Raw genomic sequence first — 15,422 nt, 5'->3', positions numbered from 1 at the left:
CAGAGTGGCGGCCCGCCATGCCCCATGTCCTCATCATCGACGACGAACGCGACCTCGCGGAGCTCATTGATTTCAACCTGCGGGGTTCCGGCCTCACCACGCACGTGTCCCATACTGGCGAAGAAGCGCTGGTGGCCGCGCGCGAGCAGAACCCCGACCTCGTGCTGCTGGACCTGATGCTGCCGGACATGTCCGGCATCGATGTCTGCCGACAGCTGCGGGCCAGCCCCCAGTCCCGGGGCGTCCTCATCGTCATGCTCACCGCCAAGGGCGAGGAGTCCGACCGCATCCGCGGCTTCGAGGTGGGCGCGGACGACTACGTGGTGAAGCCCTTCAGCGTGCGGGAGCTGGTGCTGCGGCTGAAGGCCATCCTCCGCCGCGGCGCGCCCACGGCTGGGAGCACGGCGCCGCTGGCGCTGGGGCCCCTGCGCCTGGACGTGGCGTCCCACCGCTTCTTCGTGGAGGAGCGCGAGGTGGCCCTCACCGCGCTGGAGTTCCGGCTCCTGGAGCACCTGCTCGCCCGCCTGGGCCGGGTGCAGACACGTGAACAGTTGCTGGAGGAGGTGTGGGGCCTGTCCTCCTCCCTGGAGACGCGCACCATCGACACCCACGTCATGCGCCTACGCGACAAGCTGGGCCCGGCGCGTGCGCTGCTGGAGACGGTCCGCGGTGTCGGCTACCGGATGCTGGACCCAGCCGCGGGCTGAGCGACGTGACGGCGATGTCACGTGGCGGACGCGAAACGGACACCCACGTCACGTAGAAGCGCGGCGTCTTCGCGCAAGCCTCACACCGCGTCCAGATTCCGATTCACATCTTCCAGCCAGGAGAAGTCCCCCATGAAATCGCTCCTCAAGCCCCTGCTCGCGGTGTTCCTCCTGGCGCTCCCCGCCGCTGCCCAGGCGGGCACCGTCACCATCAAGGGCTCCGACACCATGGTCATCCTCGGCCAGCGCTGGGCCGAGGCGTTCATGAAGAAGAACCCCACCATCAAGGTCCAGGTCACCGGCGGCGGCTCCGGCGTGGGCCTGGCGGCGCTCCAGAACGGCACCACGGACATCGCCATGTCCAGCCGGGAGATGAAGAAGGCGGAGGCCGACAAGCTCCGCGCGCGCTTCAAGGGGCCGCCCGCGCAGCGCTCGGTGGCCAAGGACGGCGTCACCTTCTACGTCCACCAGGGCAACCCCGTGAGCGCGCTCACCACCGAGCAGTTGATGAAGATCTACGTGGGCGACATCACCTCGTGGAAGCAGGTGGGCGGCGCGGACGCGCCCATCGTCGCGTACTCCCGGGAGAACTCCTCCGGCACCTACGTCTTCGTGAAGGACATGGTGCTGGAGGGCGAGGACTTCGCGCCCGCCATCCAGACACTGCCCGGCACCGCCGCGGTGGTGAACGCCGTCTCCAAGGAGAAGAACAGCCTGGGCTACGGCGGCGCCGCGTACGCAGAGGGCATCAAGGAGCTGAAGGTGAAGAAGGGCAACGAGGAGATCGCCCCCAGCGCGGACAACATCAAGAGCGGCAAGTACCCGCTGGCGCGCGACCTCTTCTTCTACCTGCGCGCCGAGCCGACCGGCGACATCAAGGCCTTCATCGACTTCGCGCTCTCCCCCGAAGGTCAGGCCATCGTCACCCAGGTCGGCTACTTCCCCGTGAAGTAGCCACGGAGCGTCACACGAATGTCACAAGAGGCGCTGAATCCCTATGGATAGACAGGCGACCATGGAGCAAGGTCTCACGCGGGTCGTGGCCGCGCCGCGCCTGTCCGCGGCGGCGCGGAGGCGTCAACTGCGGGAGAAGGCCGTCGCGGGCTTCATCACCCTGATGGCGTTCACGGGCATCGCCGCGCTCATCCTCATCATCGTCTTCGTGGCCAAGGAGGCGCTGACGCTCTTCACCGACGCGGACGCCCGCCACGAAGCCAGCCTCGCCAAGATGTTCCTGCCGCAGGAAGGCCGCTACCCGTTCCGGTGGCAGCCCGTGTCGGACACGCCCAAGGTCAGCATGATTCCGCTGTTCGTGGGCACGCTGAAAATCACCCTGGTCTCCATGCTGGTGGCGGTGCCCATGGGCGTCTTCAGCGCGCTCTTCGTCGCGGAGTTCGCCCCGCGCCGCCTGCGCGAGCTGCTCAAGCCCGTCATCGAACTGCTGGCCGGCATCCCCTCGGTGGTGCTGGGCTTCTTCGCGCTGATGGTGCTGTCGCCGGTGGTGAAGGACCTGTTCCACCTGGACCGGCCGCTCAACGGCACGCTTGCGGGGCTGGCGCTGGCGCTGGCCATCGTCCCGGTCATCTTCACCGTGTCCGAGGACGCGCTCACCGCGGTGCCCCGCAGCTACCGCGAGGCCTCGCTGGCGCTGGGCGCCACGCTCTGGGAGACGGCGTGGAAGGTGGTGCTGCCCGCGGCGGCCCCCGGCATCCTCGCCGCGTGCGTGCTGGGCTTCGGCCGGGCCATTGGCGAGACGATGATTGTCCTCATGGCGTCAGGCAACGCGGACATCGTGTCCTGGAACCTGGGGGACTCGGCGCGCTCGCTGTCGGCCACCATCGCGGCGGAGATGGGTGAAGTGGTGGTGGGCAGCCCGCACTACTCCCTGCTCTTCTTCATCGGCGTGGAGCTGTTCATCTTCACCTTCGTCCTCAACATGGTCGCCTCCACGTGGACGAAGAAGGTCCTCCAGCGGCTGACCGGGAGCGCCTCGTGAAGTACACCACGCGCCGAGCGGTGGGGCTGGGCCTCACCGGACTGACGGCCCTCGCGGCCTTCTTCATCGTGGGCATGCTGGCCCTCATCCTGCTGGACGTCGCGCGCAACGGCGCCCGCCACCTCTCCTGGACCTTCCTCACCCAGCCCCCCAGCGACGGCATGATGGGCGGCGGCATCTTCCCCGCCATCTTCGGCACCGCCGCGCTCACGCTCCTGATGACGCTGGCGGTGATGCCGGTGGGCGTGCTCACCGCCGTGTACCTCCACGAGTACGCGCCGCCGGAGTCACGCTTCGCCCGCTGGGTGCGCGTGGCGGTGGTCAACCTCGCGGGCGTGCCCTCCATCGTCTTCGGCCTCTTCGGGCTCGGCTTCTTCATCCTCTTCGTCGGCGGCAACCTGGACCGGATGCTGGGCTACGAGGAGATGCACTGGGCCCAGCCGGGCATCCTCTGGGCCTCGCTGACGCTGGCGGTGCTGACGCTGCCGGTGGTCATCGTCTCCACGGAGGAGGCGCTGCGCGCGGTGCCGCTGGAGCAGCGCACCGCCAGCCTGGCCCTGGGCGCCACCCAGTCCCAGACGCTGGCGCGGGTGGTGCTGCCCGGCGCCCTGCCCGGCATCCTCACCGGCGCGGTGCTGGCCATCTCCCGCGGCGCGGGCGAAGTCGCCCCCATCCTCTTCACCGGCGCCGCCTACTTCCTGCCGGACCTGCCCACACACCTGGACTCCCAGTTCATGCACCTGGGCTACCACACGTATGTCATGGCCACCCAGTCACCGAACGTGACGGAGGCCAGTGGTCCGCTGTATGCGACGGTGCTGGTGCTGCTGGCGCTCACCTTCGCCCTCAACCTCGTCGCGGTCATCATCCGGACGCGCACGCGCCGCAAGGCCGCCAGCGCCCACTGACGGTACGCCTGCCATGTCCCTCCAACCCCAGAATCCCCGAGCGAAGATGGAAGCGCGGGAACTCACCCTGCGCTACGGCCCCAAGACGGCCATCCACAAGGTGTCCCTGGCCATCCTCGACCGGCGGGTGACGGCGCTCATCGGCCCCTCCGGCTGCGGGAAGTCCACCTTCCTGCGCTCGCTCAACCGGATGAACGACCTCATCTCCGGCACCACGCATTCGGGCACCATCCTGCTGGACGGCATGGACATCCATGACCGCGGCGTGGACGTGGTGGACCTGCGCCGGCGCGTGGGCATGGTCTTCCAGAAGTCCAACCCCTTCCCCAAGAGCATCTTCGAGAACGTGGCCTACGGCCTGCGCGTGGGCGGGATGAAGGACAAGGCGGAGCTGGCCACGCGCGTGGAGAAGTCCCTGCGCGGCGCCGCGCTCTGGGACGAGGTGAAGGACCGGCTGGACGAAAGCGCCCTGGGCCTTTCCGGCGGCCAGCAGCAGCGTCTGTGCATCGCGCGTGCGATGGCGGTGGAGCCGGAGGTGCTGCTGATGGACGAGCCCGCCAGCGCGCTGGACCCCATCGCCACCGCGAAAATCGAGGAGCTCATCCACGAGCTCAAGTCGACGTACACCATCGCCATCGTCACCCACAACATGCAGCAGGCCGCGCGCGTCAGCGACCGCACCGCTTTCTTCTACATGGGCGAGCTGGTGGAATGCGGCCCCACCGAGCAGATCTTCACCAACCCGCGAGAGAAGCGCACCGAGGACTACGTCACCGGCAAGTTCGGGTGAGCGGAAGAAAAAGGGGACCGGACACATGCCGTCGACGCATACGGACAAGGCCTTCGAGGCGGACCTGAGGGATTTGCGGGAGAAGCTGCTCGCCATGGGCGCGAAGGTGGAGACCCTCATCGTCCAGAGCATGAAGGCGCTCACCGACCGCGACAGCACCCTGGCCGAGAAGGTCGTCGCCGCCGACAAGGACGTCAACCGGCTGGAGGTGGACATCGACGAGCTGTGCCGGAAGATCCTGGCGCTGCGCCAGCCCGCCGCCAGCGACTTGCGCCTCATCACCACGGCGCTGAAGATCGTCACCGACCTGGAGCGCATCGGCGACCTGGCGGTGAACATCGCCGAGCGCTCCATGGACCTGAACCAGGCCCCCCCGCTGGCGCCCTACGTGGACACGCCCCGGCTGGCGGAGCTGGCCCAGCGGCAGGTCCGCATGTCGCTGGACGCCTTCGTCTCCGGCGACGTCGCCAAGGCGGAGGAGGTGCTCCGGGGCGACGACTTGCTGGATGCCCTCTTCCTCAAAATCTTCAACGAGCTCCTCGCCTACATGATGGAGGACTCGCGCAACATCCGCCGCGCCACGGCGCTGATGTTCATCGCGAAGCACCTGGAGCGCATTGGCGACCACGCGCTGAACGTGGCGGAGATGGTCGTCTACATGGTGCGCGGCAAGGACATCCGCCACCCGCAGAGCCGCAACCTGGCGGAGTAACCCGCGGGCGCGGGCTTCACCGCCCTGTCACCGCGAATTGCCCGGCCCGCCCCGGGCGCTTCGCGGGGCTGACGTGGAGGGCCTCTAGCGTGGCAACCGTGGTCGCGCCATGACGGCGCACCGGCCCCGGGGATTGCCCGCGAATGTTGCTCGCCTCCACCGTCCTGCTGCTTGCCGCCTGCCTCGGGTTGTTCGTCCTCACCGTCCAGTTCGCGCTCGTGCTGCGCCACCGGCGTGGACCGTCCCCCACCGCGCGACCGGGCACGCCCCGCCCGGGTATCTCCATCCTCAAGCCGCTGTGCGGCGTGGATGACGACCTGGAAGCCAACCTGGCGCGGTTCGCGAGGCTGGACTACGCGGGCGCGTACGAGGTGGTGCTCGGCGTCAAGGATGCCAGGGACCCGGCCTTCGCCGTCGCCCGCGCGGCGGTCGCCCGCTGGCCCCACGTCATGCGCCTGGAGGTCCAGGAGGGTGAGCCGGGCCGCAACCCGAAGGTGAACCAGCTCATCACCCTGGCGGACCGGGCGCGCTACGACGTGCTGGTCATCAGCGACAGCAACACGCGGGTGGCGCCGGGATACCTGGAGGAGATTGCCCAGGCCTTCAAGGACCCGGAGGTGGGCTGTGTCACCCACCCGGTGGCGGGCATGGGCGAGCGCACCTTCGGCTCGCTCCTGGACAACCTGCACCTGGGCGCCAGCGCGGCGGCGGGGATGATTGCCGCCAAGCGGCTGGCCGGCCAGGACATCGTGGTGGGCAAGTCCATGGCGCTGCGCCGCGAGGACGTGGACGCGCTGGGGGGCTTCTTCTCCGTGAAGGACGTGCTGGCGGAGGACTACGTCATCGGCCAGTGGGTGACGCGGAAGCTGGGCCGGCGCGTGGTGATGGCGCACACGCCCGTGTTCAACGTGTCGCTGCGCAAGAGCGTCCTGTCCTTCTTCCAGCGCTATCTGCGCTGGAGCGTGATTCACCGGACCGCGGTGTCTCCAGGCACGTACCTGGCCCAGGCCCTGCTGAACCCCACGCCGCTGGCCCTGCTGGGCGCGATGCTGGCCCCCTCCTCCGACACCGCGGCGCTCTGCCTGGGCGTGGCCCTGGGCAAGGTCGCGGTGGACCTCTCCACCGTGCGCGCCCTGCGGCCGCAGGCCCTGTCGTGGGACGCGGTGCCCGCCGTCTTCGCCAAGGACGCCCTGCTCTTCGCGGCCTGGAGCTACGCGCTCTTCTCCCGCACCGTGAACTGGCGCGGCACCCGGCTGCGCGTGGGCCGGGGCACCCGGCTGATGCCGGTGCGCACGGCGGGAATGACGGCCGAGCCCGCGCTGCCCCAGGGCGACCGCATCCTCGCGGGCTGAGCCAACGAAGCGCCCTCCCAGGGCCTGCCTGCCCGAATGCTGGACGGGCACCATGTCACCGCTCGCGGAGAATGATGGCGCCCTTCAGCAGCGTTCATCTCAAGTCGGGGGAGGACGATTGGCGCGACTGGCAACGGATTACGGCGCAAGAAGGGTCTTGGTCGTCGATGACGACGCGGACTGGAGGGAATTCCTCCGGCTCAGCCTGGAGGACCTTGGCTACGAGACGACCGAGGCCTCGGATGGGCAGGAGGCACTGGAGGCGCTGAGGCGTGGCGGACGCTACGGGGTGATGCTGCTGGACCTCAACATGCCGGGCATGTCCGGGCTGGAGGTCGTGGAGCATCTGCCACGCGGGCCGCATCCCCGCATCGTCTTCCTGACGTCCGCGGCGGCGCAGGATGTAGGCAGTGCCCTGCTCTCGGGGCCACACTACTACCTTCCAAAAGGTGCGAGCCGCGACCAATTGTCGCTCCTCTTGCAGTCACTTGGTGAGTGAGCAGCCCGCCTCCGGCGTATAGGGTAGAGGGCCCCTGAGAGGAGGGCCATTATCGTCACCGAGCTTCTCATCATCCTGTTGCTGGTCCTGGCCAACGGCATCTTCGCCGGTGCGGAGCTGGCCATCATCTCTGTCCGCCGGACGCGGCTGCGGGAACTGATTGAAGAAGGCAGCACCTCCGCGAAAGCAGTGGAGGCCCTGCGCGGCAACCCTGAGCGCTTCCTGGCCACGGTGCAGATTGGCATCACCGTCATCGGCGCCACGGCGGCCGCGTTCGGTGGCGCGAGCATCGCCACGCGTCTGGGTGACTTCCTCACGAGACTGGGAGTGCCCGAGCAGCAAGCGGACGAAGTCGCCCTGGCGGGCGTGGTGGCCTTCGTCTCCTACCTCTCGCTGGTGCTGGGCGAGCTGGTGCCCAAGTCGCTCGCGCTGCGTGCCGGCGAGCGCTACGCGCTGCTCATCGGCCGGCCTCTGCGCGGCCTGGCGTGGCTGATGCAACCGGTGGTGTGGTTCCTCACCGCCAGCTCCAACGTGGTGCTGCGCCTGTTCGGCGACCGGACGAACTTCACCGAAGGCCGCCTGTCCGCGGAGGAGCTCCAGCAGTTGGTGGAGGAGGCGGCGAAGCAAGGCACGTTGGATCCGCACGCCGGCGAAATTGCATCACGCGCCTTCGAGATGGGCGACGTGACGGTGGGCGAGCTGTCGGTGGCCCGGGACGAGATGGTGGCCCTGCGGCGGCACTCCAGTCCGGAGGAGATTCGCCGCGTCCTGCTGGAGGGCGGCCACTCGCGCATGCCGGTGTACGAGGGCACGCTGGACAACATCGTCGGCTACGTCATCGCCAAGGACCTGCTGGGGGTGGCCTGGGAGGGCAACCTCATCATCCTGGAGGACGTGATGCGTCCGCCCTTCTTCGTCGTGGAGACGATGCGGGCCATGGACGCGCTCAAGGAACTGCAGAAGCGGCGCATGCAGTTGGCGGTGGTGGTGGACGAGCGCGGCGGTGTGGTGGGGCTCGTCACCGTGGAGGACCTCGTGGAGGAGCTGGTGGGCGACATCCTCAGCGAGTCCGAGGTGCCGGAGGAGTACGTCAAGCGCGAGGGGCCGAACACCGCCCTGGTGCTCGGCACCGCGAGCATCCGCGACGTCAACCGGGAGCTGTCCCTGGACCTGGACGAGGACCAGGACTACGCCACGGTGGCCGGCCTGTGCATCGCCCTGTCCGGCGGCGCCATCCCCGAACCGGGCACCAAGGTCCAGACGGAGGGAGGACTCGTGCTGGAGGTGGTGGAGTCCTCTCCCCGCCGTGTGGACACCGTGCGCTTCCACCTGCCCCCGCGCGAAGAGCCCGCGGAGGCGTGAAGTCTGACACCCGGCCTTTGGCTCCGGAGGCCAAAGGCGTCGGGAGGTACGGCGCGGCCTCAGGGGCGCAGCGAGTCAAAGTAGCAGTAGAGCTCCACGGAATCTCCAGCCCCAAACGCACTCCGGGCGACGAGATAGAACCGCATGGGGTTCCCTTCGCGAGGAATCTCCGGGAGGACGTAGCGCAGCTCGGTGGTGAACCACGCGGTGTAATTGCCGCCGAGCAACGTCTCGATACGGTAGTCCACCACCGGGTGCCCATAGTCGAACTCGGGCGGCGTCCAGGCGAAGGTGATGTTCCCGTCCGAGGTATCGCAGGTGGCATTGCGCGGCGCTGACGGACGTCGGGATGGCATGCTCACGATGCGCTCCGAGACGGCCCCCCACCCCGCCTCGTTCTGGGCGACGACCGTGAAGTGATAGGTCGTCGCGTTGAGCAACCCCGTCACGTTCAACGTCAATTCGGTCGTCTCCACAGTCCGCAGGACTTCGTCGTTCAGGTACACCGTCACCAGATAGCCGGTGATGGGACGGCCTCCCGTGTCCTCGGCGGTCCAGCGCAAGAACACGCGCTCCGTGTACGGATTGGCCGTCAGCGTGGGCGCCCCTGGCGTCGTGAAGGGTGTGGCAGAGACGGAAATCCCAGCCCCCTTCGCATGTCCGTTGTCGGCGACGACAGTGAACGTGTACGCCGTCCCGTTCGACAACGAGACCAGCGTGGCCTGCGTCTCCGTGACGGTAACGGTCACCGGCTCGGCCTCAGCCCCCGCATCCTCGGCCTGCACGGTGATGACGTAGCCGGTCAGGGCCATGCCCTTGCTATCGGCGGCCTCCCACGTCAGCACGACCTCCTGGTTCCCAGGCACGGCCACCAGGTTGCTCACCGCGCCGGGCGTCACGTGCGGCGTGACGAGGGCCGTGCGCGTGGACGCAGCACCACGGCCCCGGTCGTTCACCGCGAGCACGCTGAACGTGTAGGCCGTGCCATTGGTCAGGTCAGGGATGAGTGCCTGGGTCGCGGACGCCGGCAAGGTCACGACCCGGACCTCGGTCTCCCCGGAGAAGACATGCACCGCATATTCGAGAATCGCGCTGCCACCGTCGTTCGCGGGCGCCGCCCACGTCACCGTGACCTGTGAGTCCCCCGCCACCGCCGCCACCTGGGTCGGCGCCTGGGGGACTGTCACCTGCGGTCCCTGGGGAGGCGGGTCATCCGAACCGCCACATCCCATCCCTCCAAACAGCCCCAGCAGCACCGCGGCCAAAAACCGGATTCGTCCGTTCATCACGACAGTCCTCCCCCATCACTGGGAAACGCAGGCCTACAGCATCACGCCCGCCTCCGGGAAGAGAGGCGGCATGGACCCTGCCCTTCGGAAGGAAGTGCTCGCACAGCCCTGGCGCAGGACAACCGCCCACCTGAACAAGCCCATGAGAAGAGCGGGCACTCAGCCCTTACAAACGCTCAGAACTCTGGAGATTCGGAACCAGGGACCATCCAGCCGAATCTCGTCGCGACATCCCGGCCGCGCGAAAGACAAGACGCGTTGACCTCGGTGCGCGCGCACGCGTCCACGCGCCCCTGGCCCCATTCGAATCATCCAAGCTGGCCCGAATGAAGTTCCCCAGGTCTTCTGCGTGCCGCGGTTGAAAACCGTCACGTCCGCATCGGACCAGGTGAATACCTCTCCCCAATTGAAGCTGATCTGCCCCCGTTCTTCGGACCATGCGTTACGAGAGTCCTGCGGCGATGCCTTTGCCCATCACAACTGCGCAATTGCAGCCATGGGCACGGGCATGGAGCCCGTCTTGTCGGAGAAGAGCCCCGCGCACGAAGAGCGGGCGGCATTGTTTCAGCGCTTCCTGCCAAGCACGCTCGAATCCGTGCAGTTGGCTCACGTGCTCTTCTCCAGGCTCGAGAGTACCGGGCAGCAACTGGCACGCCGACAGACTGCTGGGCGCGCCCATCACCATCGGGCTGCCCGGCGTCGCCGCTGAGCATCGCTCGTTCGGGCGCCCTGCGGCCCATGCCTGACGTCAAGTCGGCCTCACTCTGGGGTAGCCAGCCTCGGCCTCAGGTAGCGCCCCCATACGGGCCTCCCCAGCCGGATGCCACGTCGGGCCAGGTCCAGAAGGTGTCGCGGAGCGCCTCTACAGCGAACACCCGCCGAAAAAGCGAAGGGCCTGGAATCAGCGGGGAAATTCCCCAATGATTCCAGGCCCTTCTACCAGCGCGCGATGCAGGATTCGAACCTGCGGCCTTTGGCTCCGGAGGCCAACGCTCTATCCAGCTGAGCTAATCGCGCAACCGCCTCTCGGCTGAAGCGGGGCCACAAGTAGCCGAAGTCCCCGGCCGAAGCAAGCACGCAATCCCACAACGGACGCCAGAAGACATCCCATCCCAGCGGGGTGGGATGAGGCCCGCCTGCTCACACGCGCCGCCGCCTGGCGGCCATCAGGACCCATCCTGTCCAGCCCAGGAGCATCAAGGGGACATGCCCTTCGCCACCCGCGGCACAGCTCAATCCGCCGCCTCGCGAGCTCACCCGACGGATGATGTTGATGGACGGATCCACCGTGAACGAGGATGCCTGCGACTCGGGGCCCATGTTCTGGGCCGCATCGCGCGCCAGCGCGCTGACCGTGTGGGGCCCTTCGCTGATGGCCGTGGTGAGGGTCAGACGCCACAGCCCGGATGGCTCCACGGGCGCGACACCGCGCTCGACGCCGTCAATGAAGAGCACCACCTGACTCCCCGGTTCTGCGCTGCCCTGGAAGGTCGGCGTCAGAGAACCCACGACCCCCTCAGGGGCCGGCGCGGTGATTTCCGGCGCCAACGGGGGCGTCATGTCCACCCTCCAGACATAGACTTCCGGTGTGGTGTCCACGTTGGTCGCTTCATCACGGGCCCGGACCGCCAAGCGGTGCTCACCTTCGGCCAACTCGTTTACCGGATACGGCGAGGAGCAGTCCGCGAAGGGGGCACCATCCAGGCTGCACTCGAACCAGATGGGCGCTTCGTTGGACTCGAAGCGGAAGTCGGCTTGCTGGGCATTGGTGTCGACCACCGGCTTCTCGACGATGCTGGTGCTCGGCTCCACCGTGTCCACGCGCCAGGTATGGGTGCCGACCTCGTCCGCCACATTACCAGCCCGGTCGATGGCACGAACGGCGAACAGATGCGTCGCATCCCCTACCGAAACAGCGTACGGCGAGGTGCAGGCACTGAAGTCCGAGCCATTCAGGCTGCACGCGAAAGTCGACCCCTCCTCATTGGACGCGAACTCGAACGTCGCCTGGGGCTGATTCGTCAAGCCATGAGGCTTCACGGTAAGCGTCGTCACCGGTTTGATCGCATCGATAATGAAGAACCGGCTCGTCGTGGGGCCAACGTTTCCTGCCCGGTCCTTGAAAGAGAAAAGCAACGTGTGCTCGCCGTCAGGCAGGGCCACCGGGTGAGTGAAGCTCCAGACCGAGCCGGCGCCCTCAATGACCACCGAGTGCACGAGCTGCGTGCCACGATAAACGTCGACGGTGCCCGCCGTGAGGGAGTCATCATTTGGAACCAATCCCTGGAAGAAGGGAGAGCGTTCCTTGATGTACATGCCATCTGCGGCAGGGCTCGTGATGTTCGGCACCCCAGGCGGGGTCAAATCGACGGTCCAAGTGAACAAGTCGGGCGACAGGTCCCGGAACTCCCCCTCCGCCGCAAAGACACTCAAGGTGTGCGAGCCCTCCGACATGTTATTAAACATCCTCTCGGGGTTCGCCGAAGTAGCGCAATTCTGTTCAACCACTCCGTCCAACTCACATGTGTAGACGACATTGGACAGGTTCGAGGAAAACTTGAACCGCGCAGTCGTTTCCTGGGTGAACTCGCCCAACATGACAGCCTCAATGAACGTCATGACTTCCCCCACCGCGACGGACCACGAGTGCGCAGCCGGAATCAAGTCACGATTTCCCGCCGCATCAATGGCCCGGACGAGAAACTGATGTTCCCCCTCGCTGATGAGCGGGTATTGGTCATTGGGCAATCCATAAGGACTGACGCACGAGAAGTAGTCGCTCCCATCATAACTGCATTCAAATTGGACGCCGGGCTCCACCGAAGAGAACTCGAACGTCGCGACCAGCTTGTTCGTCAAGATGGCAGGCTTTGAGTCAATCTGCGTCTCCGGTGGCGTCCGGTCCACCGTCCAATCGTGGTGGCGAGGATCGTTGTCCACGTTCCCCGCGGCGTCTCGCGCACGTACCCACAACCTGTAGTCACCGTCTTGCAACGGCGGCGTCAGGTAGGAGTACGCACAATCCACCCAAAGTGGGCTCACCTCCGCGGGCGCCTCGGGAACAGGTGGTGGTGACGAATCCAGGACACACTGGTAGCCCACCACGTCTTCCGCAGCAGAAGAGAAGGTGAAGAGCGCCTGGTGGGCGTTGCTCAACGTGCCCACCGTGGTGTTCAAGATCGTATCGGGGCGAATCTTGTCCTTCCGCCACGAATGAGTGGCGGGCGTCGGGTCCACGTTGCCCGCCGCGTCACGGGCTCTCACCAGGAATGTGAATGCCGCGTCGTCGCCTGGCGTCGGGAAGGAGTCCCCGCTCTCACACTCATCGAAGTCCACCCCGTTCAGGCTGCACTCGAAGTCACTCGCGTCACCCACCGGCTCCGACTGGAACGTGAAGACCACCGAGTCTGCGTTGTTCACCGCCGCTGGCAGCGTCCCTGTCAGCCGCGTGTCCGGCCGCGTCAGGTCCACCGTCCAGGTGTGGTGGCGAGGATTGTTGTCCACGTTCCCCGCTACATCCTTGGCCCTCGCCCAGAGCGTATAGGTACCGTCGGTCAGTACTCGCGTCAGGTAGGACGCCGCGCAGTCCTGCCACTGCGAGCTGCCCTCCGCGGGCGCCTGGGTCGTCGCAGATTCGTCCAGGACGCACTGGAACGTCACAGGACTCTCGTTCGAGTCGAACTCGAAGCCCGCTCGAGGCGCGTTGCTCAACGTGCCCACGGAAGCAGTCAACGTCGTGGTGGGGCGAATCTTGTCCTTCCACCACGAATGAGTGGCGGGCGTCGGGTCCACGTTGCCCGCTGCGTCACGGGCTCTCACCAGGAACGAGAATGCCGCGTCGTCGCCTGGCGTCGGGAAGGAGTCCCCGCTCTCACACTCATCGAAGTCCACCCCGTTCAGGCTGCACTCGAAGTCACTCGCGTCACCCACCGGCTCCGACTGGAACGTGAAGACCACCGAGTCTGCGTTGTTCACCGCCGCTGGCAGCGTCCCAGTCAGCCGCGTGTCCGGCCGCGTCAGGTCCACCGTCCAGGTGTGGTGGCGAGGATTGTTGTCCACGTTCCCCGCTACATCCTTGGCCCTCGCCCAGAGCGTATAGGTACCGTCGGTCAGTACTCGCGTCAGGTAGGACGCCGCGCAGTCCTGCCACTGCGAACTGCCCTCCGCGGGCGCCTGAGTCGTCGCAGATTCGTCCAGGACGCACTGGAACGTCACAGGACTCTCGTTCGAGTCGAACTCGAAGCCCGCTCGAGGCGCGTTGCTCAACGTGCCCACGGAAGCAGTCAACGTCGTGGTGGGGCGAATCTTGTCCTTCCACCACGAATGAGTGGCGGGCGTCGGGTCCACGTTGCCCGCTGCGTCACGGGCTCTCACCAGGAACGAGAATGCCGCGTCGTCGCCTGGCGTCGGGAAGGAGTCCCCGCTCTCACACTCATCGAAGTCCACCCCGTTCAGGCTGCACTCGAAGTCACTCGCGTCACCCACCGGCTCCGACTGGAACGTGAAGACCACCGAGTCCGCGTTGTTCACCGCCGCTGGCAGCGTCCCAGTCAGCCGCGTGTCCGGCCGCGTCAGGTCCACCCTCCAAGGATGCCCCGGAGGCGCGTCGTCGACGTTGCCCGCTTCGTCCTTGGCGCGAACCCACAGCGAATTGGTGCTGCCATCGCCCCGCGCGGACGTGAAGTATGGATTGCTGCACGGTGCCCACCGGTTGTCGCTCTCAGCGGGGCGATCCAACTCTTGTGGTGAAGCCAGGATGCACTCATACGTGACGGGGGACTCGTCTGATTCGAACCGGAACAGCGCGACCGCCTCGTTGAAGTCCGAGCGAGGCGTCCCCCCCGTGGCAAACCACGTGTTGGGCCGAGACAGGTCGACCCGCCAGACATGCCGAGCGGGCGTCGTATCGACGTTCTGCGCCGCATCCTTTGCCCGAACCCAGAACGTGTAGGACTCGCCATCCGCCAAGGAGGCCGCCGTATGGCTCCCCGCCGCAGAGCACGAACCATCCTGCCACTCCGGTGAATTCACCGCGGGTGGTGTGGCCACAGTGCCTTCCTGAAGGATGCACTGGAAGGTCACGCCCGAGGTCTCATTCGACGCGAACTGGAAGGTCACCGTCGAGAAACGGGATGGAGACGCGGGAGTACCATTCGCCGTGAAATGCGTGTCAGGCGCGGTGGTATCAACAGTGTAGATTACCGGGTTGCTCTCCTCCCCTTGAATCCCCTGGGCTTCCGTGACGGCCACCAGCGTCGTGTTGCCGGTTCGCAACGCCCGGTTGAGCGTCACAGCGAACGATGCAGCACCTGCCGTCGTACCGACGGCGGCACGGCCATACTCCGGGCCTGTCACTCGCCCAGCAACCAACTCGTAGATCACCACTTCGGTCCCTGGCACGCCCGTTCCCGTGAGCGTGGGCAAGGGATTGTTCGTCGTCACATCCGTGGCGGGAACAATCTCTGGCTCACCCGGTGCGGCCAGTGCTGAATGCATGAGCGTGGCAATGCCCGTATGGGGAAACGCATTGTTCGCGGGTGTGGCATCAAAGCGGCTACCATCGACCGCGTTGCCCGCGACGCCGTTCGCCACGTTGACCGACACCGCGCACGCATTCGCACTCGTTGCCTGAACCAGAATTCTGCCGCCACCACCACCGCCACCAGGGCCGCGCAAAGCTGAATCGGCGTCGTTCGTGTCGCCGCCAGCGCCACCGCCGGCGTTGAGGTAGTTGGCCGCTCCGCATGCGACTTGCGCGACCGTCCGGACATAGATTGTCTCTTATACACCTCTGACGCTGCCGACGA

Annotated in this window: 12 protein-coding genes and 1 tRNA gene; 10 read left to right on the top strand and 3 right to left on the bottom strand. The window is 66.7% G+C overall.

Annotated elements, in window-relative coordinates; translation table 11 throughout:
• The first annotated feature begins 17 nt into the window (after positions 1–17).
• From FMP39_RS15470 to FMP39_RS15430, 9 genes are all read left to right on the top strand, one after another.
• Positions 18–707 carry a response regulator gene (locus FMP39_RS15470; protein WP_090495539.1) on the top strand — a complete coding sequence of 230 codons (690 nt, stop codon included), beginning with the start codon at positions 18–20 and terminating at the stop codon, positions 705–707.
• Positions 708–839: 132 nt separating this feature from the next.
• The gene (locus FMP39_RS15465) at positions 840–1,661 is read left to right on the top strand and encodes a phosphate ABC transporter substrate-binding protein (protein WP_141590828.1); all 822 of its coding nucleotides are present in this window, start codon (positions 840–842) and stop codon (positions 1,659–1,661) included.
• A gap of 61 nt (positions 1,662–1,722) precedes the next feature.
• Positions 1,723–2,703, top strand: a complete 981-nt coding sequence (pstC, locus tag FMP39_RS15460; protein ID WP_225887838.1) for a phosphate ABC transporter permease subunit PstC — start codon at positions 1,723–1,725, stop codon at positions 2,701–2,703.
• Positions 2,700–3,611: a phosphate ABC transporter permease PstA gene (gene pstA / locus FMP39_RS15455; protein WP_141590824.1), complete on the top strand. Its 912-nt coding sequence runs from the start codon at positions 2,700–2,702 to the stop codon at positions 3,609–3,611. Before pstC ends, pstA begins: the two co-directional genes overlap by 4 nt.
• Positions 3,612–3,657: 46 nt before the next feature.
• Positions 3,658–4,401, top strand: coding sequence for a phosphate ABC transporter ATP-binding protein PstB (gene pstB, locus FMP39_RS15450; RefSeq protein WP_222595301.1), 744 nt, complete (start codon positions 3,658–3,660; stop codon positions 4,399–4,401).
• Positions 4,402–4,426: 25 nt separating this feature from the next.
• Positions 4,427–5,113, top strand: a complete 687-nt coding sequence (gene phoU, locus FMP39_RS15445) for a phosphate signaling complex protein PhoU (RefSeq protein WP_141590822.1) — start codon at positions 4,427–4,429, stop codon at positions 5,111–5,113.
• A gap of 143 nt (positions 5,114–5,256) precedes the next feature.
• Positions 5,257–6,465: a ceramide glucosyltransferase gene (locus FMP39_RS15440; protein WP_141590820.1), complete on the top strand. Its 1,209-nt coding sequence runs from the start codon at positions 5,257–5,259 to the stop codon at positions 6,463–6,465.
• A gap of 52 nt (positions 6,466–6,517) precedes the next feature.
• Positions 6,518–6,964, top strand: coding sequence for a response regulator (locus FMP39_RS15435; protein ID WP_141590817.1), 447 nt, complete (start codon positions 6,518–6,520; stop codon positions 6,962–6,964).
• Between the two features lie 78 nt (positions 6,965–7,042).
• On the top strand, positions 7,043–8,326 hold the full coding sequence (locus FMP39_RS15430; RefSeq protein ID WP_141590815.1) for a hemolysin family protein: 1,284 nt from the start codon (positions 7,043–7,045) through the stop codon (positions 8,324–8,326).
• Between the two features lie 59 nt (positions 8,327–8,385).
• On the opposite strand, the gene FMP39_RS15425 is transcribed toward FMP39_RS15430, so the two are convergent.
• Complete coding sequence (locus FMP39_RS15425; RefSeq protein WP_141590813.1) at positions 8,386–9,612, bottom strand: fibronectin type III domain-containing protein; 1,227 nt, start codon at positions 9,610–9,612, stop codon at positions 8,386–8,388.
• 361 nt (positions 9,613–9,973) lie between these two features.
• Between FMP39_RS15425 and FMP39_RS37420 the strand changes: the two genes are divergently transcribed.
• The gene (locus tag FMP39_RS37420) at positions 9,974–10,324 is read left to right on the top strand and encodes a hypothetical protein (RefSeq protein ID WP_194858412.1); all 351 of its coding nucleotides are present in this window, start codon (positions 9,974–9,976) and stop codon (positions 10,322–10,324) included.
• A gap of 234 nt (positions 10,325–10,558) precedes the next feature.
• Here FMP39_RS37420 and FMP39_RS15420 read toward each other — a convergent pair.
• A tRNA-Arg gene (locus FMP39_RS15420) sits at positions 10,559–10,632 on the bottom strand.
• A 123-nt stretch (positions 10,633–10,755) separates the two neighbouring features.
• The gene (locus FMP39_RS15415) at positions 10,756–15,111 is read right to left on the bottom strand and encodes an Ig-like domain-containing protein (RefSeq protein ID WP_141590811.1); all 4,356 of its coding nucleotides are present in this window, start codon (positions 15,109–15,111) and stop codon (positions 10,756–10,758) included.
• Positions 15,112–15,422: the final 311 nt, after the last annotated feature.

Origin of the sequence: Myxococcus sp. AB056 (genome assembly GCF_006547365.1) — a bacterium.
In the GTDB taxonomy this organism is placed as follows: Bacteria; Myxococcota; Myxococcia; order Myxococcales; family Myxococcaceae; genus Myxococcus; species Myxococcus virescens.
This window is presented reverse-complemented; position numbering and strand designations above follow the sequence as displayed.

What these genes read in the sequence shown, in the direction of transcription:
- FMP39_RS15470 (WP_090495539.1), top strand. Translation starts at nt 18, where the DNA reads ATGCCCCATGTCCTCATCATCGACGACGAACGCGACCTCGCGGAGCTC.
- FMP39_RS15465 (WP_141590828.1), top strand. Translation starts at nt 840, where the DNA reads ATGAAATCGCTCCTCAAGCCCCTGCTCGCGGTGTTCCTCCTGGCGCTC.
- pstC (WP_225887838.1), top strand. Translation starts at nt 1,723, where the DNA reads ATGGAGCAAGGTCTCACGCGGGTCGTGGCCGCGCCGCGCCTGTCCGCG.
- pstB (WP_222595301.1), top strand. Translation starts at nt 3,658, where the DNA reads ATGGAAGCGCGGGAACTCACCCTGCGCTACGGCCCCAAGACGGCCATC.
- phoU (WP_141590822.1), top strand. Translation starts at nt 4,427, where the DNA reads ATGCCGTCGACGCATACGGACAAGGCCTTCGAGGCGGACCTGAGGGAT.
- FMP39_RS15440 (WP_141590820.1), top strand. Translation starts at nt 5,257, where the DNA reads ATGTTGCTCGCCTCCACCGTCCTGCTGCTTGCCGCCTGCCTCGGGTTG.
- FMP39_RS15435 (WP_141590817.1), top strand. Translation starts at nt 6,518, where the DNA reads ATGTCACCGCTCGCGGAGAATGATGGCGCCCTTCAGCAGCGTTCATCT.
- FMP39_RS15425 (WP_141590813.1), bottom strand. Translation starts at nt 9,612, where the DNA reads ATGAACGGACGAATCCGGTTTTTGGCCGCGGTGCTGCTGGGGCTGTTT.
- FMP39_RS15415 (WP_141590811.1), bottom strand. Translation starts at nt 15,111, where the DNA reads ATGCATTCAGCACTGGCCGCACCGGGTGAGCCAGAGATTGTTCCCGCC.